Raw genomic sequence first — 21176 nt, 5'->3', positions numbered from 1 at the left:
TGCTTTTTAAATATAAAGATAAAATTAATTAGCAGTTACACGAAGTGTTTTTTATCTGTTGAAAGAAATCATTACCCTTGTCATCCACGAGAATAAAAGCAGGAAAGTTTTCAACCTCTATTTTCCAAATAGCTTCCATTCCTAGTTCGGGATACTCCAAACATTCTAAATGTTTAATATTAGTTTGTGCAAGAATTGCAGCAGGTCCCCCTATACTTCCTAAATAAAAACCGCCGTATTTATAACAAGCTTCTGTAACCTGTTGGCTTCTGTTTCCTTTTGCAATCATAATTAAGCTCCCTCCATGGGATTGGAAAGAATCCACATAAGAATCCATTCTTCCGGCAGTAGTGGGCCCCATAGATCCCGAAGCATACCCGGCAGGTGTTTTAGCCGGTCCGGCATAATAAATAGGATGATCTTTTATATATTGCGGTAACTCTTCTCCATTATCCAATTTTTCTTGCAGTTTCGCATGAGCGATATCCCGTCCTACAATAATAGTTCCGGTTAAAGATAGCCGAGTAGAAACAGGATATTGGGACAATTCGGAAAGAATCTCTTTCATCGGTCGATTTAAATCAATCGCAACACCTCCGGCTTCTCCCGCCTTTTGATATTGTTCCGGAATTAATCGGGCAGGATTATCTTCCAATTTTTCAATCCAAATACCGTCTTTATTTATTTTTGCTTTAATATTTCGATCGGCAGAACAAGAAACACCCATTCCAACCGGACAAGACGCTCCGTGTCTTGGTAGTCGTATAACCCTGATATCATGTGCAAAAAATTTACCTCCGAATTGGGCGCCTAACCCTAATTCTCGAGCGGCATTCAATAGCTTTTTTTCCATTTCAAGATCCCGAAAAGCACGCCCGCCTTCATTTCCTGATGTTGCCAAGTTATCATAATATTTAGTAGAAGCTAGCTTAACTGTTTTCAAGTTAGTTTCAGCCGATGTTCCTCCAATTACAAAAGCAATATGATAAGGAGGACAAGCAGCAGTACCCAACGATTTCATTTTTTCTACTAAAAAAGGAAATAATTTATCGGGATTTAATAATGCTTTAGTCTCTTGATATAAATAAGTTTTATTTGCCGAACCTCCTCCCTTTGCAACAAATAAAAATTTATATTCCTGTCCGTTTACAGCATATAAATCTATTTGAGCGGGAAGATTGGTTCCTGTATTAACCTCTTTATATAAATCTAAAGGAGCATTTTGAGAATAACGCAGATTATCAGATGTAAAAGTATTGTATACTCCCTTAGATAAAGCTTCTTCATCATTTCCACCGGTCCATACCTGTTGGCCCTTTTTTCCCATAATAATGGCTGTTCCGGTATCTTGACAAAAAGGAAGAATTCCTTTAGCTGAGATTTCAGAATTTCGTAAAAAAGTAAGAGCCACAAACTTGTCGTTTTCACTGGCGCTCGGATCTGATAGTATACTTGCTACTTGTTTTTGATGTTCCGGACGAAGTAAAAATTCAACATTATGAAATGCATGTTGAGCCAGCAGAGTTAAACCTTCCGGTTCTATTTTAAGAATTTCTTTTCCTTCAAATGTAGAGGTTGATATATAATTTTTAGTTAGTAAATAGTATTCTGTAAGATCTTTTCCTTGTTCAAAAGTTTCTTGATACTTAAAATCCGGTGTTGCCATATAGTAAGCCTAGTTTTATAAATTTAACAGCGCTAAAATTATATATTAATCGATTTATAAAACATGACATTTACCGCTTTTAAAGACTATTATGAAATTTATAATCATTATAAATAAAGGAAAAAAGTTTTTTTAAATAGAGGTTTATATTTACAATTTTATAAGAGAAATATTTAGAAAAAGATTAAAAAAGAGGGTTGATAATTCATCAACCCTCTCTATAATAAATATCTATTGAAAATTAAATCAATTTCGCCTATCTTAATGTAAAAAGTAATTCTCTATATTTTGTTAATGGCCACATTTCGTTGTCTATCAGCATTTCCAACGCATCAGAATGTTCTCTGATTTTATCAAATAAAGGTTTAACTTTATTACAAAAAGTTTCAGCTTGTTTAGCAGGATCTGAAATAGCGATGGCCTTGTCTCTTTCTTTAAACAATTTATCTACTCCGCTTTTAATTTCTGTAATATGAGAAGAGATATTTTTAATAAGATCCAATTGCTCTTTACACATGGACTTCATTTCATTTTCACCAAAAATATCTTTTAAGCCTTTTGCATTTTCAATCAATTTAGTTTGATAATCAACAGCCACAGGAACAATGTGATTACGAGCCATATCTCCTAATACTTTAGCTTCAATAGAAATCATTTTAGAATATTTTTCCAATTTGATTTCATTTCTGGCCTCAATTTCCTTGTGAGATAAAATATTTAGCTTTTCAAATGGCTCAATATATTTTTTGTTTAGCTCAAATTTTAATGCCTCAGGAGTAGTTTTTTTATTTTCCAATCCTCTTTTTTCCGCTTCTTTCACCCAATCTTCACTATAACCGTCTCCTTCAAATAATATAGATCTTGATTCAGTAATATAGTCTCGAAGAATATTAAATATTGCTTCATCTTTTTTAAGTCCTTTAGCAATCAATTCATCAACCTCTTTTTTGAATTTTTGTAATTGATAAGCCATTATAGTGTTTAAAACGGTCATAGGCTCACCACAATTAGCTTGAGATCCGACAGCTCTGAATTCGAATTTATTTCCGGTAAATGCAAAAGGCGAAGTTCTGTTACGGTCTGTATTGTCAAGTAATAGTTCAGGGATTTTTCCGACAATATTTAATTTTAAATCCGTCTTTTCATCCGGAGAAAGTTTTCCTTTAGTAACTTTTTCCAATTCATCTAAAACAGCGGTTAACTGAGATCCAATAAATATAGAAATAATAGCAGGAGGAGCTTCATTAGCACCTAACCTGTGATCATTACCTGCCGATGCAATCGAAGAACGTAATAAGTCACCATAGTCATGAACAGCCTTAATAGTATTGATGAAAAAAGTAAGGAACTGAAGATTCTTCTTAGGGTTCTTTCCGGGACTCAATAAGTTTTCTCCGGTATCTGTTGAAAGCGACCAGTTATTATGTTTTCCGCTTCCGTTAACACCATCAAACGGTTTTTCATGAAATAAAATGCTTAAACCGTGTCTGCGGCTTACTTTTTTCATGACATCCATTAATAATGAATTATGATCTACCGCTAAGTTAGCTTCTTCAAATAATGGAGCTAATTCAAATTGATTCGGAGCAACTTCATTATGTCTGGTTGTTACAGGTATACCCAATCTCATACAGTCAATTTCCAACTCTTTCATAAAATTTCTTACGCGAGTTGGAATAGAGCCGAAATAATGGTCTTCGAGTTGCTGTCCTTTCGCAGGGGCGTGACCTAGAAGAGTTCTTCCCGTTAAAACCAAATCCGGACGGGTTTGAAAAAGTGAAGAATCCACTAAAAAATATTCTTGTTCCCAACCCAAAGTAGAATAAACTTTGCTTACATTTTTATCGAAATAGGCTTGACACACTTCAGTAGCAGCTTCATCTACCGATTGTAATGCTCGTAATAGTGGAGTTTTATAATCTAAAGTCTCACCGGTATAAGAAACAAAAATTGAAGGAATACATAACGTTGTATCAATAATGAAAGCAGGTGAAGTCGGATCCCAAGCGGTATAACCTCTTGCTTCGAATGTATTACGTATTCCACCATTAGGGAAGCTGGAAGCATCCGGTTCTTGCTGAATTAATAAGGAACCGCTGAATCTTTCAATGGCCCGACCTTCTCCAATAGGGTTAAAAAAAGAATCATGCTTTTCAGCAGTCTCTCCCGTTAAAGGTTGAAACCAGTGAGTATAATGGGTAGCACCTTTAGACATAGCCCATTCTTTCATGGAAACAGCAACCTGATCTGCAATTTCTCTTGTGATTTTCTTTCCATATTTTATCGCATCTAAAATGCTTTGATAAGCTTCTTTAGTCAGATATTCACGCATGGTGGATTCTGAAAAGACATTTTCACAATATAGTTCAGATAATTTTTTTGGAATTTCTATATGTTTAGGCTGTAAATAAGGAAGCCTTTTTAAAGCATAAAAACGTAATGTTGACATAAAAGGTATTTTTTTTGGAGGGTAAATATAAATATAATATTAAAATAAATCAAATGCCCCTCATTTTTTATACATTATTAACGAAATTTTCTAATAAATCATTCATTGAATTCTTAACATATTATCAAAAAAAAACTTCAATTTTAATAAATAAAATAAAATAAACAAGTAATAAGTATTTTAATATGAGAATGTCATAAAAACAGAATGTATAAAAAATAAATTATTTTATACTCAATTATTTTTTATCGGGCTTTATTAAGAAAAAAAACAGATAGCTTATTAATAAATAGTTAACTTGTAATACGTTACGAATGGATAAATTTTTCTCTGTATTGCGGGTAAAATATTTTAATACGGTTTTATATGAAATAAAATGAGAGAAACAGAATTGAAAAAGATAGAATATTTAAAATAATTATAAAAACTGGATAATTATAAAATTTTTGTTTATAAAATCTTGCGTTGGTATAATATTTTCATTAATAATTTTAAATAAATCTTATAAAAGATAATATTAAAAACATAAAAATAACAACAATAATTAAAATTAATCAAAAACCTAAAAAACATGGAACATAGAAAAATAGGCGATTCAGATTTATCTTTATCGGTAATAACTTTTGGAGCTTGGGCTGCCGGAGGTTGGATGTGGGGAGGAACAGAAAGAAAAGTTGCCGTTGAAGCAATCAAATCAGCTCACGATGCAGGAATAACATCTATCGATACGGCTCCTATATACGGACAGGGAACCAGTGAATCTATAGTAGGAGAAGCTATTAAAGGAATTCCTAGAGATAAAGTTCAAATTTTAACTAAATTTGGAATGCGTTGGGATTTAGCTAAAGGAGATTTAGCCATGCACAGTAAAGACAATTCAGGAAAAGATATCGATATATATAAATATGCTGGAAAGGAAAGTGTTATCTATGAATGTGAACAAAGTTTAAAACGTTTAGGAACCGATTATATAGATCTATATCAACTGCACTGGCCGGAAACCGTTACACCCATAGAAGAAACGTTTGAAGCAGTTGCAAAATTAATCGAGCAAGGTAAAGTACGTCATGCATCCGTTTGTAATTGCTCCACTTCACAAATTGAAGCAGCAAATAAAGCATGCAAAATACTTTCCGATCAGGTTCCTTATAGCATGTTAAATCGTAAAATAGAAAAAGATATAGTTCCTTACTGTATTAAAAATAAAAAGTCTATCTTAGCTTATAGTCCAATGGAAAGAGGATTATTAACCGGTAAAATTAAACCGGATCATAAATTTGAAGAAGGAGATGCTAGAAGGGACATGAAGATGTACCAACCGGATAGTATTAAAAGAATTGATGATTTCTTGGCTAAAATTAAACATATTGCAGATGATCAAGGAGCAACACTGGCTCAGTTAGTACTAAAATGGACTGCTGAACAACCGGGAATTACTATAGCCTTGGCCGGTGCAAGAAATGCAGAACAAGCAAAACAAAATGCAAAAGCTGCTGAAGTAAAAATCAGCAAAGAACAAATGGATTTTATCGATTCTGAATTAGCAAAATTATAAAATCATATAAAGAATTATTATGGAAAAACTGACAGGTAAAAAAGCAATAGTTACAGGTGGAAACAGAGGATTAGGAAAAGCAGTGGCTTTAGCTCTGGCTGCTGAAGGGGTAGATGTAGCTATTACAGGAAGAGATGAAAAAACAGTTAAGGAAACTGTAAAGGAATTAGAAGGAAAAGGAATACAAGCTGCATATTCAATTTTTGATGTTTCCAATCAAAAAGAAGTTGAAACGGAAATGGAAAAATTACAAAACAGCTTCGGATCCTTTGATATTTTGATCAACAATGCGGGAATTTCAGCATTTCAAAGTTTTTTGGATATGCCTGTTGATCAGTGGAAAAATATTGTACAAACCAATCTCTTCGGACCTTATTTCATGTCAAGAGCAGTTTTGCCTGCAATGATTGAAAAAAAAGGAGGAGATATCATTAATGTTTCATCCACGGCAGGTTTAAAAGGGGGAGCAAACACTTCAGCCTATAGTGTTTCAAAAGCCGGTTTAATATCCTTGTCGGAATCATTGATGTATGAAATGAGGAAGCACAATATAAGAGTTACAACTCTTACACCAAGTACCATTGCATCAGACATGTCTGTAAAATTATTAAAAATTACGGATGGAAATCCGGAAAAAGTTTTACAGCCGGAAGATTTTGCAGAATTAGTGGTTGATATTCTTAAGTTAAATAAACGAGCCTTGTTGGCAAATGCATCTTTATGGTCAACCAATCCTTAAAATTATAAACCCATAGATAAAGTCCGGCTAATAGTACCGGACTTTATTATTTTAACATTACAAATAGATGAAAGTATTTATATCCGGCAAAATACCGGAAGTAGGAATAGACATGCTGAAAAAGGCAGGTTATGAGGTCGAAATGTGGACAAATTCGGAACCTATTACCCTTGCAGAATTAATAGATAAATGTAAACAATCCGACGCATATATAAATGTGATGTCTCCTGTGCCGGAAAGTTTTTTTAAAGAAGTTACAAATTTGAAAGTTATTTCCACATTTTCGGTTGGTTATAATCATATCGATATCCAATCAGCCACACGTTTGGGCATACCAGTGGGAAATACCCCGGATGTTCTCAGTAATGCAACGGCAGACATTGCTTTCTTGTTACTGTTGAATGTTTCCAGAAAAGCTTTTTTTAATTATCGAAGGATAATCGAAGGAAATTGGAAGCCCGGTTTTTTATCGGTAGAATATTTAGGGCAAGAATTGAATGGAAAGACCTTAGGCATATTTGGAATGGGACGTATAGGAATCAAGATGGCTCAAAAATGTAAAAATGCATATGGGATGAATATCCTTTATAATAATCGGCATAAACAAGAAGAATCCGAAAAAGAATTAGGAGCGCATTATGTTTCTTTTGAAGAATTATTGGAACAATCGGATGTAATAAGTTTACATGCGCCATTAACAGATGAAAATAAAGGTATTTTTAATGCCTCAGCGTTTAAAAAAATGAAGAAAACATCTATTTTAATAAATACGGCCAGAGGTCCTATGGTTAATGAAAAAGATTTAATACAGGCGATCCAAGAAGGTCAAATTTGGGGAGCCGGATTAGATGTAACAGATCCCGAACCCATGAAAGCAGATAACCCTTTATTATGCATGGAAAATGTTGCGGTTACGCCTCATATCGGATCAGCAACTATAGAAGCGCGAAATGCGATGTCGGCTTTGTGTGCTAAAAATATTATTTCCGGTTTAAAAGGAGAAAAATTACCTTGCGTCGTTAATCCCGAAGTATATAAATAATTAAAATATTATATTGATTTATAGTAATGTTGTATGAGCTTGTAAAATCTATATGTGTTTATTTGAAAATTATAATTCCATAGTTAACTTGATAGACATATTTTGATCTAAATTCCCAACTTTATAAGCGCCTAAACGAGCATATACGCCAACACCTACCAGGCCTAATAATAGCTTATTTGCTTCAAAACCAACTTCCTGGTAATAATCTTTAGGAACATCGAATTCAAAAAGCGAATGAACATCTTTATTCGGCATCCATCCTATAAGACCATTGTATAATATGGCAAAATGTAAAGATTTAAATTCACTTACCCGTAAAGGACGGAAATGGTGGGTAAATTGAAAAGAAATAAATCTATCTGAAAAAAAGGAGGAAGGTCTCATAGTTTCAAAACTTTGAAAGCCTTTAAAAGCAAATCTACCCCAAATACTGTTTCCGTGCTTCGCAACCCCGTTGCCCTCGAAAGAATTTATAATTGGAGTATCTCCGAAAGTGGCTCCTATATTCCCGATAATTTCAGTTTTACCTAATTTAGACAAAAAAGTATATAAAGCCGAGAGGTATAAACGATGAATACCTGTACTGTTTTCAAATAATTTCCAAGATTTAGCATAAGTAAAATAATAATAAGGAGGCTTATCTTGCAATGTATATTTTCCGTTATTCGATTCGATATATTTTACATTGGGAGCATATCGTAAACGTATGGCAGTATTAACATAGTTAAACCAAGTACTTTCATCATAATCTTTAAATTTATAATGAAAATTCACCCGTTGTCTTTGGAAATCAACCGCAAAAGTAATATCAATATTTTTTAAAAAGTCTTGTTGATATGACAATTCTACTTTCCTATAGCTAAAATAATCACCGTTGTAAATATTATTGGTTTTAGCCGTAAGCTCATCTTTTGGAGTTAAATATTTAATTTTGGTTCTTCCCACCGGCAGCACATCGGTTTCTGCTTTTATAGATAATTCTCCACCTTGGTGCTTATTTACAAAAAATGTTACATCTGCTCCTCCTTTAACTTCCTCATCTCGAGTTCCTTTAGCTATATACCCTCCAATACGAGTATTTTTACTGAATTTATGGTTAGTATGTCCTCCTAGTTGATAACGGAAAGATTCATACAGGTTATGACTGAATATACTGTATATATCAAAATTAAAAAATCCCAATTCCAGATTCCCCTCGGTAAGTTTTCTTAAAAATCGTAATTTAGTTTCCAGTTTGTATTCTTTTGATATTCGATATAATTCATTATAAGTAGTAGCTTCGCGATGAGTTAAAGAATCATCTCTCAGAGCTGAAATTTTTTCATCTGCATTGTGGGAAACTTCTTTTGAGATAACATATTCATATCCTTTGAAGTCATTAGCAGTATAAGAAACATCGTTAGTGAAATTGGTTACATGAGAATCTATGGTTGCCGTAGTAGTTAATCGAGTTATCGAATGCAATCCCTTAGGCAGTAGTTTATTTATTTTTTTGATGAAATTACTGCTTAAAATTTCCGTCTTCATATATTCATCTTCTGTATACCAAATTCCTTCATAGGGAGCATAAGTTATTTCGTAGTATATATTGGAGATTTTCGAATTATTGCCAATTAATTTTACGAGCGCATACGATTCAGAATCTACAAAAACAGTTAGATTTTTGTAAAATTGAGCTTCACTTTTTCCATGAGAATAGGTATAGATAACATATGTTTTTCTGTTGTCAATATAGACACTATCTACCAATCGGGATATAGTTCCCTGCGTTTCCCTGGGCTTTAGCATTTCAGGATAATCATTGACCATTGATTTTGCAATGGAAAAATTAAAAAATTGCGGATTACTAAATCCTCCTGCTTTATAAGCTGTTACAATGGCTTTTTTACCATATTTTTTATCATATTCATAAAGCATAGTTCTTTCACCAATGAAAACCATGCTTTTTTCTAAAAATCCTTTTAATTTATTGTTTAAAGTATCCAATTTTCTTTTAGGATGGTTAATATAAGTAACAGAATCAGAAGGCATGTCTAAAGTAAATTTCACATACGAATCAAACTTATATGCATTGAGATGATCAACATTATTTTTACTACTGTTTTCCCATACTTTTTTTAGTATAGATACAGCCTTAGGATCATTCTTTTTTTTAATTTTTTTAAATAAATAAATAGTTTTATCCAGTTTGCCGATCATTTCTATTTTAGGCAAGTAACCCTCAACACGAATGATTATTTTGTTTATATTACTATCTAAAGTAATCATTCCTTCAGCATTGGTAAACCCTAACAGGCTATTTGATTCATTGTAAATAAAAGCTTTTTCAACAGGTAGATTGGTTTCAATATTTACAATTTTAATGTGTATTTGACAGAAAAGATGTAGAGAAAAAAAGAGAAAAAATAATAGAACTAAGTTGCTTCTTATAGATGTTTGCATTTATAGAAATAATCTTTTTTGCTTCAATTGATTAAAAAATCCAAATATTTAGCTTGTACTGAAATCGTAAATTTATAAAATTATTTTTTATACGAAAATGGTTTAAAGTATTTTAATAACTAAAAAAGCCGATTTATTATAAACCGACTTTTTTTATATCTGAATTAAAAATATTTATTAAAATAAAGAAGTGGCGATTTGTACTCTTGCTTCTTTGCGAGAAGGATTCCACATGGCTGTGGCAGAAACAGGTAATTTATATCCGAGAACCGTAACATCTTTAGAAGCTGTAATTCCGGCATTTACAATGTCGAAATCGTGTTTTTCATTACCATAAAAGCTAGATTTTCCTGCAAGACCAAAAGCAGCACCGCAGAATATATCTAGATCCACCACTTTACCTTTTAAAATAGGATAATTTAGTCCGGTATAAGTAGACCATCTTTGATCTCCTTTTTCATTTCTGTCTGCTCCGTAAAAAGAAGTTCCATAATCCAGTTTTAAAGGAAAGCTGTCACAGAAAACAAAATATCCTCTGAAATCAAATCGATGTCCGGTTGTTTTGTGATCATAATTCCAAATGTCATTATCCTTAGCATCTTTTAATCTTCCGGTAGAATTGAATACATCCCATACACCGACACCCCATTTTCCCGTACTATAGTGTAGATAGTAATTAATTTCATGATAGTGTTGTCCGTTTGTATCCCCGAGACCTATACCGCCCCAAACTCCCAATTTTAGATATTTTTTATGATCTAAAGCATAATTTATGTCTACGTCGGCCATTGCACCGTCTGTTACAGTTATACCTCTCCAAAAGTGGTTAGATCGTAAACTAAGATTGAAATCTAATCTTTCTATTTCTTGACTATATAATGAAATAGAAGATATAAGAAGTGTAAGTAAAATAAGAATTTTTTTCATATTAATGGATTTTAGTTTGTTTTTTATTTTAAATCAGCGTTGAAATTTGAGTGTAAAAATATAAATATTCTATCGGAATATATAATTTCTTGCTAATTATTCGGAAACATATTGAAACTTTTGTATCAATTAGATTAAAAAAATAGGATATTTAGTACAAATATTTTAGAGATTATTATAAAGCTGAAAATTATCTTGTCTAAATTTTATAATATATTTTATAGATAGATTTACAGATGCCGAATTCTGAAAAATTTTATTACATTCAAAATTAGCATCAGTAAAACCATCTATATTCTATGGATACGATTAATCAATCCATAGTAACTATATTGTTAGTTACTTTTTCTATTTGTAATTAGTTTTACAAAAAATCACAAAAACCAACGCTAAGAACTTGTTGAAACAATTAATTTAATTATTTCTTGATAATTTTATAGTAAATGAAAGTTTTTGCCTGAAAACTTTATTTGTCTTCATCATCAACCCAATTAAGTACTCTGCTTACCGCTCTTTTCCAACCTTTTAAATAATGTTCGGCTTTATCTTTATCCATTTCAGGAGTGAATACACGGTCTACAGATCGTTGAGCTTGAAGTTCATCAATGCTTTTCCAATAACCAACAGCTAATCCAGCCAAATAAGCAGCACCTAGAGCGGTTGTTTCCAATGTTTTAGGTCTGATTACATTAAATCCGAAAATATCAGATTGGAATTGCATCATTAAATTGTTAGCACAAGCACCCCCGTCAACTCGAAGTTCAATTTCATGAACGCCGGAGTCAGCTTCCATAGCTTTTATTAAATCATACACTTGGTAAGCAATTCCTTCTAAGGTTGCTCTGGCAATGTGTCCATCAGTAGTACCTCTGGTAATTCCTAAAATTCCTCCGCGAGCATAAGGATCCCAGTACGGAGCACCTAAACCGGTTAATGCAGGAACAAAATATACCCCTCCATTATCAGGAACAGTTTTAGCTAAATTTTCAGTGTCAGCAGAGGTTTTAACAATTTTAGCTCCGTCTCTTAACCACTGAACTACCGCTCCACCAACGAAAACACTACCTTCAAGCGCATAATAAGTTTTACCATTAATTTTCCACGCAATAGTAGTTAATAAATTATTTTTAGATAAAACCGGTTTTTCACCTGTATTCATTAATAAGAAACACCCTGTACCGTATGTATTCTTAGCCATTCCTTTATTGGTACACAATTGGCCGAATAAAGCAGCTTGTTGATCTCCGGCAATACCTGAAATAGGAATTTTTGTTGAGAATAGAGTAGTGGAGGTTTCACCATACACTTCACTGCTTTGTTTAACCTCAGGAAGCATAGATTTAGGAATGTTAAATAATTTTAATAAATCTTCATCCCATTCCAAAGTATGAATATTAAACAATAAGGTACGAGAAGCATTAGAAACGTCGGTTACGTGCATTTTTCCTCTGGTAAGTTTCCAAACCAACCAAGTATCTACTGTACCAAAACAAAGTTTTCCCTGTTCAGCTTTTTCTCTTGCTCCCGGAACGTTGTCCAATATCCATTTTAATTTTGTACCTGAGAAATACGCATCCAGTATTAAACCGGTTTTTTCACGGATCATATCAGTTAAACCTTGCTCTTTAAGTTCATCACAATATTTGGAAGTTCTTCTGTCTTGCCAAACGATAGCATTGTAAATGGTTTCACTGGTTTCTCTGTCCCATACAATTGTGGTTTCCCTTTGGTTGGTAATACCAATCGCAGCTATATCCAATCCGGATATACCTTTTTTAGCTATTGCTTCGGCAGCAACAGACATTTGCGAAGACCAAATTTCTTCAGGGTGATGTTCCACTAATCCCGGTTTTGGAAAGTATTGGGTATAATCTTTTTGTGCAACCGATACTATTTCTCCTCCATGATTAAATAAAATAGCTCTGGAAGATGTAGTTCCCTGATCTAAAGCTAAAATGAATTTTTCTTTCATCTTTATTGATTTTAGTTATTTAATTTGTCCGTATAAAATAAAACAAAAAATACATTTAAAATAGGATGATTAGTAATTTAAAGATCTTTTTTTAAATGTATTTTAAATTTTATATGTTTTTTATTATGTTAAAAAACTCCTTTCGTATTATTGTATAATACGATTTGGTAACTCAACCCGAACCAATCATTAGCAATGCTTGGTCCACCGGTTTCCGCTCTATGCTGATAGAACGCTGTTATTTTTGCCATTCTTGGACTGTTAGGGTATAAATAGAAATTTACCCCGGCAGTATATAAGTAAAGCTTTTCATAGTCAAATCCGGAAATATCTTTATTTCCTTGATTGAAATATTCAAATCTTGCAACAGGTTCAATTTTTGGAGTAATATTAAATCCTGCTAATAAAGAGTAACCTAACTTATTAACCTTAACAAAATCATGTTTAGTATAATCCATATTGTTAGGGGTTACAAATATAGTATTTCCATTTTCATCAACGCTTGTAAATCGTACATTTTTGTAAGTACCATAATCAAATTTAAATTTGTATTTGTTAGGATTTATATAATATAAAAACCCTGAATAAGCCCAAGCTTGTTTAAAGCCCATTCCAGGAAGATTAACAGCACCCATATGACCACCGAATTCGACATTTTTTACAGGGAAAAAACGTAGGGATGCATCCCAGCTTTTAAATTCTAAACCGTGGTTTCCTTGTCCTTCCGATGGACCATCGTTGAATGAAGACCAATATCTGTCTCGATTGCTGTCGCTATTATGCAAAAAGAAGGCATATCGTACAAAATTTTTAACGTTACCTGAAACGTTAATACCATAATGTCTTAAATCAGGAGCTCCTTGAGCTGCACTTTGATTTTCAGATGTATAAGTAAAGTCGGCTAAATCTAAGTCATAAGCAGATGTTTCATTAGCAGCTCTGTTTCCGGCTCCTTTAAAACGTCCTAACTGTAAATTAAGCAACGGATGGAAGTTATATTTAATGAAAGCATCAGAAATTTTGCTTGCGTGTAGGTTCCAAGTTATGCTAGCGCTCAATTTAGGAGATATAGCCATATCTGTATGTAAGAATCCTATTTTGAATGCAGCCGGTTGAAAATTATAGCTTGAATTTGCTTCTTTATGAGGTCCTTTTTCACTAGGAACTTGTTGGTAAATAGTTTCCAGAACCATACCGATTCCGTATTTCAGAGTAGGAGTAAAGCTATTTTCATCTCCTCCCGTTAATTCTTTAATAAAATTTAACTTAATACCTTGAGAAAGCTGGGAGCTATCGCTGTTCATACGTTCCACAAGTGAAGGTCTTTTTTTAATAGAGTCGCTGACTTGTTGGAATTTATCCAGGGAGGCTTTTTGGCCATAGCCTAAAATAAATGCTGCCGTAAAGAAAAGAGATAAACTGCGTTTAAATTTCATGTTAGTTGTTTTTGTTTAGTAATTAATTGGTTTCGTAATGTAGTTGTTGAAACAAGGCAAAGATTTGGTATTTAATGCTTTGCCTTATCTTTTTATGTTAATAAGTGGAACGAAAGAGAATTATTTTTTAGTTTTTTCAAAAATATACAATTCGTGAATTTCTCTGTCATAGCCTGGGTAGAATCCGGACGGCATACCCATTTTAATGATTGCTCCTCTATTATTAAGGATAACAAGGTCATTGGTTACAGGATCAATTGAAAGACCTTCAATTTCTCCGGCTCTTTTAAATTCAGGAATTGATCTAAATAATGAAACTTCAGCACGAGTTTGGTTCGGATCGCTTACGTCAGCAATATAAACATTATCTGCTTCCGGAATATCGGAATCCCCGTCATCAGAAGTTATTAAAAGTTTTCCATCAATATGATAAACCCCTTGTTGCCATTGTGGAGAGGGTTGTAAATGAACTTTACCAATATATTTTCTAGTTTTTAAATCATATTTGTATACATACCATCCGGAAGTCCAATCAGACATCCAAGCAATGTTGTTCTTTCTGTCAATAGTAATTCCACTAACTTCCGGTTGTTCAATTTCTCCAAAGTCTATAGAATATTTATAATCTAAAGTTTCAGCATCGTAAACGGCAATTTGAATATTGCGTACAACTCCTGAATCAAAAAATTCTACTCCGGTATAAACTTCTCCATTATAAATATCGATATCTCCGAAATGATTTACTTGTTTTTCAAATTTGGTAAATGGTTTATCGTTTTTTGTAATTAGATTCCCATTTTTATCGTATTTAAATAAAGCGGTGCTGCTTGATACATAGTAGTAATCTTTGTCTATAGCAATACCTTGTCTTCCTTCAACAGGAATAACTTTTTTTAGTTTGTAGTTACTCCCTGATTTTGCTAATTTTTGAGCATTCATGGAAGTGAATCCAACTACTAATAGTGCAAGTATTAGTTTTTTCATGATCTTTTTTTTGTAACGTTAATATTTATTTTATTTTTTATTTTGACTCGTTTATTTATTCTTTATTGATCAACTAATGGCTAGATTTTTTACTTCGTGTTTTTTTATAAGATTATTTTTATTAATAGGATCTGATTAAAAAATGAAATGTGATAGTAAACGATTGACGCGTATCTAATTTTTATATTTTAATTAGGCGAAATTTTGATAAGTAGTTTTTTACTGTTTGATGAAAGGGTTATTTTCAATTTTGTTAAACTTCTTAAGAAAACAACATTTAAACTATATCGAAGTAATAAAATTGAAAATAACCTATAATTTTTTTGTTTAGTAGCCTAAATCTGTCAATATAGTTTTAGCATCTTGATAAGCCGGTCCTCCTTCTCTGAGTTGCTTTTCATGATAGAAACGAATTGTTAGATCCGATTGATTGGTAAACATTCCATCATAAAAAGAAAAATATTTAATCATTTGTCCCTCATTATCAAAGGAATAAGGATGTATTTTCATACCTGATTGGTGTATTAATTCTGCTTGCCAAGGATTTAATAATTCCGGCCAATTGTCGGGTGGAGTTCCTCCGGCAATAGAAGGACCAATAAACTGTGCTAAATTTTCAATTCCGAAATTAATATGTTTTATATAAGTGGCTTGTTGATCATCGTGTATATCATCCGGCCCGGTACCTTTCCAAAATAATAAAGCGGTTGGAATTTTTCCTTTAAATAAATCTTTTAAAATCAGTAAGCTATTATGAGAAAAAGTCTGTAATACAACTTTCCCATTGGTATTTCCGACATTTACTTTACCGTTTTTGAAATGGGCGGTTTCTGTAGCCGGTTTTTCAATAATGTTCCATCCATGTCGATTCAATTCCTTTACTAAAGCATGCTCTATTCCGGGATTTAAACTGGGCTCTTTAGTTTCAATATAAATTCCGGGTCTGTTTCCATTATCTGCCGGGTCATCTTCATATTCAAAAGTATATTTTCCGTTTATTTTTTTCCAAATTCTTTCTCCGTTAGAATCTCTTTTTAAACGTTTTCCTTGTGCAAACATTAGTAAGTCTTCCAAGGTGCTGATATATTGTTTTTGAGAGGAGAAGCTAGGTCTAGCTCTGTCGGGTGATGTATTTTTATCATGGTTAAACCAAGTACCGGCATCCAACTTTAATAATTCTTCATAAGTAAAGGTAGAGGCAGGTTGAGTTGCTCTGTCCGGATAGATATCTTTAATGTTGGACGTTCGGGTCAGTACATTGTCATGCACTACTAAAATTACGCTGTCTTTGGTAATTTGAAGATCAGCTTCCAAATAATCGGCACCCATATTTCGCGCCCATCTATATGCGGACTCTGTAGACTCCGGTGCCCAATAAGAAGTTCCTCTATGACCTATTACGGCATTTTCAGGAACATAATCCCTTACTTTTTGCATTTCAGGAGATAAATGAAGAACTTCTTCTATACTGTTTGTGGATGCGTTATCATCGCTACTGCATGATAAAGCTATCATACTTAAACATGCTAATGTAACCAGCTTATTATTTCTCATATAACTATTATAAAAAAGTGAATTTAGTTTGAATTTAATTTTTGAGATATCTTGCTACTTGATGGTATTTCTTTTCAATGCTAATAGGTTTTGATTGTGAAAAATTTTATTGGTGGCTCTATTTACATCATATTTAAAAACAGGATTTTTAACTAACTCATGTTTTATCTTTTATCAATCATTATTTTTTTCAAATAATTTTCAATTAAATCAGAGCTTTTATTCAGTAATGGATTTATACATCCATTTGTAATTCATTCCAAAAAATTTTATCACAATCAAAACTTATTAAAAACAGAAAAAGAATGTATTTTTATATTGTTATTTATTTTTATCCAATTCTTGTTCTTTTTTGTAAGTGAAAGCCATAAATATAATGGATAAAATGCCGCTGCCAATTAACAATTGGAAGCTTGCCGACCATCCAAGGGATTCAACAACTTTTCCCATAACTATATTAGCAAGTAATGAAGTACCGATAAAATAACCGAAGAAACCGGTAAGACCTGCAGCAGTTCCTGCTGCATTTTTAGGAGCTAAATCTAATGCTTGAACACCTATTAACATCACCGGACCATAGATAAAGAATCCTATTGAAGTTAATGCGATTAAATCAACTAATTTACTGTCCGGATTTTGCCAATACACAACTATTGATACAATTACCAATAACATAAATATAATGGTAGTCATGGCTCTTTTCCCTTTAAATATCTTATCACTAACCCAACCACATAATAAGGTTCCCGGTATAGCAGCCAATTCATAATAGGTATAGGCATTGCTGATATCACTTTGGGAATATCCTTTTACTTCTGAAAGATAGGTAGGAGCCCAGTCTTGTACTCCGTATCGGATAAAGTAAACAAAGGCGTTAGCGAATGCAACGAACCAAAGCATTTTGTTATTTAAAACGTATTTGAAAAATATTTCTTTAGTTGATAATACTTTTTCGGAATCTTTAGAATAATTAGGAGGGAAATCATTTTTATATTCTTCAATGCTCGGCAAGCCGCATGCTTGAGGATTGTCACGAATAAGAATATAAGAAATTATGGCGATTAGGATGGCAATTCCTGCAGGAAACCAAAACATTCCTACTTTCCAGCTTAGAACACTCATACTAAGAGATGAAGCGAAAAGAATTCCCCATTTGGTTACCTGACCTAATAATCCACCACCAACATTGTGAGCTAAATTCCATATAGCCATTTTTGTTCCCCTTTCTTTAACAGAAAACCAATGAGTCATCACTCGTCCACAGGGAGGCCAACCCATACCCCCGAACCAACCCACTAAAAATTGGAAAACGGCCATTACGGTAATATTATACATTCCTATGGAAGTTCCTGCTATAATGGTTGAAACCGCAGCTAAAATTAATCCTAAAGGAAGGAATTTTCTTGCATTACTTCTATCTGAAATACCACCCATGATGAACTTAGATAAACCATACGCAGTAGCATTGAATGAAAAGGCAATTCCGAGGTCTGATTTAGAAAAACCCATTTCAACTAAATAAGGCATAGCCAATGAAAAGTTTTTTCTAACAAGATAATAGGCAGCATATCCTATAAATATTCCTATGAAGACCTGAAGCCTCAATTGCGTATAGGAAGATTTAACTTCCGATTCCGGCTTACGTTCAATAGGCTTAGGTGGAGCTAAAAAATTTGACATTTTTTTAATTTTATAATAGAGTTAATTATTTTTTTAATGAAAAAATGATAGACAACTTATTTTAGTAATTAACTAATAAATATCCTTTGGCTAAATCTTGGAACTCTTTAGTTTCTTTAGCAACCCAATTGTCATCATATCCTAATTCGTTAGCTATAATTTTTGCTACCGATTCAGCTGCATCTATAGCAGCGCGCGCATCAACAAATAATAGTCGAACTCTTCGGGCTAATATATCTTCAACTTTTTGCGCCATCTCTTGTCTAACAGCCCATACAATTTCAGCTTTTGTATAGTCATGGTTTGGATGGATTTTTTCTGCATATTCAGGATTTTCTTGCTGAAGTTTTTTGATAGCCGGTATATCGGAACCATAAACATATAAATGATTGGTTCTGTCTACTTGATTTGCCGGCATATTCCCGTGAATGGAAAGATTAACTGTTTTACAAGGTTTACGGTCAATTTTTCCGGTCTCTATGGCTTTATCTATAAAGTCTTCTGCCATTTGTCGGAAGGTTGTCCATTTTCCACCGATAATACTTAATAATCCGGTTTCTGAAACTAAAATTTTATGATTTCTAGATACTTCTTTAGTGCTTCCTCCTTCTTTGTCAGGAGCCGCTAATGGTCTTTGTCCCGCAAAGATGGATAATACGTCTTTTCGAGTAGGTTTTTTAACAAGATATTGAGATGCTGTATTAAGTACAAATTCAATTTCTTGTTCCAAAGCTCTAGGCTCTAAACTTGGGTGATCAACTAATACATCTGTGGTACCTACCACTAGTCTGTTATGCCATGGAACGGCAAATAATACCCTTCCGTCGCTGGTTTTAGGAATCATCAAAGCATTATCTCCCGGTAAGAATGATTTGTCTAATACTAAGTGGATCCCTTGACTTGGAACAACTGTTTTTTTATGATTAGGATCATTCATATTAAGAATATCATTAGTAAATACACCGGTGGCATTTAATACTACCTTTCCTTTTACTTCGTATTCGGTACCGTTAATTTCGTCTTTAACTTTTACACCTGTAATTTGGTTTTTATCATCTTTGATTAAACCGGTTACTTTCATATAGTTTAAGATGGCTCCCCCATTTTCTACAGCAGTTTGGGCAAGATTTACAGCCATACGAGAATCGTCAAACTGTCCATCGTAATATATTACCCCTCCATGTAGACCGTTAGGTTCTACAGTAGGTAGCATTTCCAGCGCTTTGCTTTTACTGATATGCTCGGATTTTCCTAAGCTAAGTTTTTTCGAAAGCATATCATATATTTTTAGCCCAATGGTGTAAAAAGGACCATCAATCCATTTATAGTTAGGTATAACAAAAACTTGTTTTTTCGCAAGGTGACTGGCATTTCTTTCCAAAAGACCTCTTTCTCTTAGTGCCTCTTTTACTAAGGCAATATCTCCTTGTGCTAAATATCGAACACCTCCATGAAGTAATTTTGTAGAACGACTTGATGTTGCTTTTGCAAAATCATGAGCTTCAAATAAAACGGTTTTATATCCTCTTGTTGCTGCATCTACAGCTGCTCCCAAACCACTTGAACCGCCACCAATTATAATTACATCCCATTCAGAATTTGTATTTAGTTTTGATAATTGATCACTTCGTTTCATTTTGTTTTAATTTAATTGTTTTTTGCTTCTTTTCTGTTGTCGGTAAAATTACAAAAAAAACAATACGAAACAGTATGAAATTTTTTAATATACAATTTTCTGTTGAAATTCCTATAAATTTTAGTTAAAAATTTGATAAAATAAAGGTGCAGGCTGTTAATTAATGGAATAAAAATAAAATAATTTATTGACTATATAGTTGTTAATGATAATTTAATTGACATATTGATAAAATGCAATAAAGATTTAGATTTTATTCTTAACTTTAAACTTTCAAAAATTCCTGATCATGATTAAGCTTAATAGAAGGCAGCAACTTATTATCGATGAATTAGATGAGCATAATTTCACTAAAGTAAATGAGCTTTGTGAAAAATTAAATGTTTCGGCGGTTACTATCAGAAAGGATCTTCAATATTTGGAAAATACCGGTCTTTTATATAGAACACATGGTGGAGCAAGTAAGCAACCTCTCTATGCTTTCGAAAAAAATATTAACGAAAAAGAATTTGTGCAAGTAATGCAAAAACAAAAAATAGCGAAAGCTGCACTTAAGTTCGTTAACGATCAGGATTTTATTATTTTAGCTTCAGGAACTACTGTATATTATTTAGCAAAAATCATTTCAGGATATGAAAAATTAACGATCATTACCTCTTCGTTAAGTGTATCAATGGAGTTGAGTAAGGATTCTTTTATTGATGTAATTCAGCTGGGGGGAAATCTAAGGAAAAGCTCCATTTCCGTAATAGGATCTTTAGCAGAATCCGAATTAAAAAAATTTTCATGTAATAAATTGTTTTTGGGAATAGATGGCATAGACCTGGACTTTGGTCTTTCAACCTCCAATTCAACAGAAGCCCATCTTAATAAAGTAATGATAGAGCAATCGGAGAAAGTCATTGTTTTGGCAGATTCAACTAAAATAAATAAAAGAGGGTTTGGTCAGATTTGTTCTCTGGATAAAGTAGATGTTTTAATTACAGATAATGATATTATGGAAAAAGATCTTACCACTTTAGAAGATAACGGAATAGAAGTAATTGTAGCCAAATAAATTTTGATTTGTTTATAAAAAAAACCCTTATGAT

14 protein-coding genes are annotated in these 21176 nt (G+C 32.8%); 4 read left to right on the top strand and 10 right to left on the bottom strand.

Annotation, left to right across the window (positions count from 1 at the left end; translation table 11 throughout):
- Positions 1 to 28: 28 nt before the first annotated feature.
- Both GFV00_RS08410 and GFV00_RS08405 read right to left on the bottom strand, forming a co-directional pair.
- Positions 29 to 1666, bottom strand: coding sequence for a fumarate hydratase (locus GFV00_RS08410; RefSeq protein WP_160557784.1), 1638 nt, complete (start codon positions 1664 to 1666; stop codon positions 29 to 31).
- A gap of 256 nt (positions 1667 to 1922) precedes the next feature.
- A complete protein-coding gene (locus tag GFV00_RS08405; RefSeq protein WP_160542964.1) occupies positions 1923 to 4115 on the bottom strand; it encodes a glutamine synthetase III in 2193 nt (730 codons plus the stop codon).
- Between the two features lie 571 nt (positions 4116 to 4686).
- Here GFV00_RS08405 and GFV00_RS08400 point away from each other — a divergent pair.
- The 3 genes from GFV00_RS08400 (at position 4687) to GFV00_RS08390 (ending at position 7451) form a co-directional block, all read left to right on the top strand.
- Positions 4687 to 5670 (top strand): aldo/keto reductase, encoded by a 984-nt coding sequence (locus GFV00_RS08400; protein ID WP_105296448.1) that lies wholly within the window; start codon positions 4687 to 4689, stop codon positions 5668 to 5670.
- 19 nt (positions 5671 to 5689) lie between these two features.
- Positions 5690 to 6409 carry a 3-ketoacyl-ACP reductase gene (locus GFV00_RS08395; protein WP_160557785.1) on the top strand — a complete coding sequence of 240 codons (720 nt, stop codon included), beginning with the start codon at positions 5690 to 5692 and terminating at the stop codon, positions 6407 to 6409.
- Between the two features lie 67 nt (positions 6410 to 6476).
- Positions 6477 to 7451 (top strand): D-glycerate dehydrogenase, encoded by a 975-nt coding sequence (locus GFV00_RS08390; RefSeq protein WP_160557786.1) that lies wholly within the window; start codon positions 6477 to 6479, stop codon positions 7449 to 7451.
- 69 nt (positions 7452 to 7520) lie between these two features.
- Here the strand turns inward: GFV00_RS08390 and GFV00_RS08385 are convergent, their stop codons facing one another.
- The 8 genes from GFV00_RS08385 to GFV00_RS08350 all read right to left on the bottom strand — a co-directional run bounded on the left by GFV00_RS08385 (position 7521) and on the right by GFV00_RS08350 (position 20085).
- Positions 7521 to 9896, bottom strand: a complete 2376-nt coding sequence (locus GFV00_RS08385) for a hypothetical protein (RefSeq protein WP_160557787.1) — start codon at positions 9894 to 9896, stop codon at positions 7521 to 7523.
- Between the two features lie 177 nt (positions 9897 to 10073).
- Positions 10074 to 10823, bottom strand: a complete 750-nt coding sequence (locus GFV00_RS08380; protein WP_160557788.1) for a hypothetical protein — start codon at positions 10821 to 10823, stop codon at positions 10074 to 10076.
- 466 nt (positions 10824 to 11289) lie between these two features.
- Positions 11290 to 12795, bottom strand: a complete 1506-nt coding sequence (gene glpK / locus GFV00_RS08375) for a glycerol kinase GlpK (RefSeq protein WP_105296443.1) — start codon at positions 12793 to 12795, stop codon at positions 11290 to 11292.
- 128 nt (positions 12796 to 12923) lie between these two features.
- The gene (locus tag GFV00_RS08370) at positions 12924 to 14231 is read right to left on the bottom strand and encodes a hypothetical protein (RefSeq protein ID WP_160557789.1); all 1308 of its coding nucleotides are present in this window, start codon (positions 14229 to 14231) and stop codon (positions 12924 to 12926) included.
- Positions 14232 to 14351: 120 nt separating this feature from the next.
- Positions 14352 to 15215: a hypothetical protein gene (locus tag GFV00_RS08365; protein ID WP_160557790.1), complete on the bottom strand. Its 864-nt coding sequence runs from the start codon at positions 15213 to 15215 to the stop codon at positions 14352 to 14354.
- Positions 15216 to 15542: 327 nt separating this feature from the next.
- Positions 15543 to 16769: a glycerophosphodiester phosphodiesterase family protein gene (locus tag GFV00_RS08360; RefSeq protein WP_160557791.1), complete on the bottom strand. Its 1227-nt coding sequence runs from the start codon at positions 16767 to 16769 to the stop codon at positions 15543 to 15545.
- Positions 16770 to 17090: 321 nt separating this feature from the next.
- Complete coding sequence (gene pgtP, locus GFV00_RS08355; protein ID WP_160542972.1) at positions 17091 to 18449, bottom strand: phosphoglycerate transporter protein PgtP; 1359 nt, start codon at positions 18447 to 18449, stop codon at positions 17091 to 17093.
- A 61-nt stretch (positions 18450 to 18510) separates the two neighbouring features.
- The gene (locus tag GFV00_RS08350; RefSeq protein WP_160557792.1) at positions 18511 to 20085 is read right to left on the bottom strand and encodes a glycerol-3-phosphate dehydrogenase/oxidase; all 1575 of its coding nucleotides are present in this window, start codon (positions 20083 to 20085) and stop codon (positions 18511 to 18513) included.
- 289 nt (positions 20086 to 20374) lie between these two features.
- Between GFV00_RS08350 and GFV00_RS08345 the strand changes: the two genes are divergently transcribed.
- Positions 20375 to 21142, top strand: coding sequence for a DeoR/GlpR family DNA-binding transcription regulator (locus GFV00_RS08345; protein WP_160557793.1), 768 nt, complete (start codon positions 20375 to 20377; stop codon positions 21140 to 21142).
- Positions 21143 to 21176: the final 34 nt, after the last annotated feature.

This window comes from Apibacter sp. B3935 (assembly GCF_009827705.1).
GTDB lineage: Bacteria > Bacteroidota > Bacteroidia > Flavobacteriales > Weeksellaceae > Apibacter.
The sequence above is the reverse complement of the archived record's forward strand: the minus strand, read 5'-3'. Positions and strand labels throughout refer to the sequence as shown.

Bases quoted from the DNA above. Each gene is read 5' to 3' on its own strand.
- GFV00_RS08410 (WP_160557784.1), bottom strand. From the start codon at position 1,666: ATGGCAACACCGGATTTTAAGTATCAAGAAACTTTTGAACAAGGAAAA.
- GFV00_RS08405 (WP_160542964.1), bottom strand. From the start codon at position 4,115: ATGTCAACATTACGTTTTTATGCTTTAAAAAGGCTTCCTTATTTACAG.
- GFV00_RS08400 (WP_105296448.1), top strand. From the start codon at position 4,687: ATGGAACATAGAAAAATAGGCGATTCAGATTTATCTTTATCGGTAATA.
- GFV00_RS08395 (WP_160557785.1), top strand. From the start codon at position 5,690: ATGGAAAAACTGACAGGTAAAAAAGCAATAGTTACAGGTGGAAACAGA.
- GFV00_RS08390 (WP_160557786.1), top strand. From the start codon at position 6,477: ATGAAAGTATTTATATCCGGCAAAATACCGGAAGTAGGAATAGACATG.
- GFV00_RS08385 (WP_160557787.1), bottom strand. From the start codon at position 9,896: ATGCAAACATCTATAAGAAGCAACTTAGTTCTATTATTTTTTCTCTTT.
- GFV00_RS08380 (WP_160557788.1), bottom strand. From the start codon at position 10,823: ATGAAAAAAATTCTTATTTTACTTACACTTCTTATATCTTCTATTTCA.
- glpK (WP_105296443.1), bottom strand. From the start codon at position 12,795: ATGAAAGAAAAATTCATTTTAGCTTTAGATCAGGGAACTACATCTTCC.
- GFV00_RS08370 (WP_160557789.1), bottom strand. From the start codon at position 14,231: ATGAAATTTAAACGCAGTTTATCTCTTTTCTTTACGGCAGCATTTATT.
- GFV00_RS08365 (WP_160557790.1), bottom strand. From the start codon at position 15,215: ATGAAAAAACTAATACTTGCACTATTAGTAGTTGGATTCACTTCCATG.
- GFV00_RS08360 (WP_160557791.1), bottom strand. From the start codon at position 16,769: ATGAGAAATAATAAGCTGGTTACATTAGCATGTTTAAGTATGATAGCT.
- pgtP (WP_160542972.1), bottom strand. From the start codon at position 18,449: ATGTCAAATTTTTTAGCTCCACCTAAGCCTATTGAACGTAAGCCGGAA.
- GFV00_RS08350 (WP_160557792.1), bottom strand. From the start codon at position 20,085: ATGAAACGAAGTGATCAATTATCAAAACTAAATACAAATTCTGAATGG.
- GFV00_RS08345 (WP_160557793.1), top strand. From the start codon at position 20,375: ATGATTAAGCTTAATAGAAGGCAGCAACTTATTATCGATGAATTAGAT.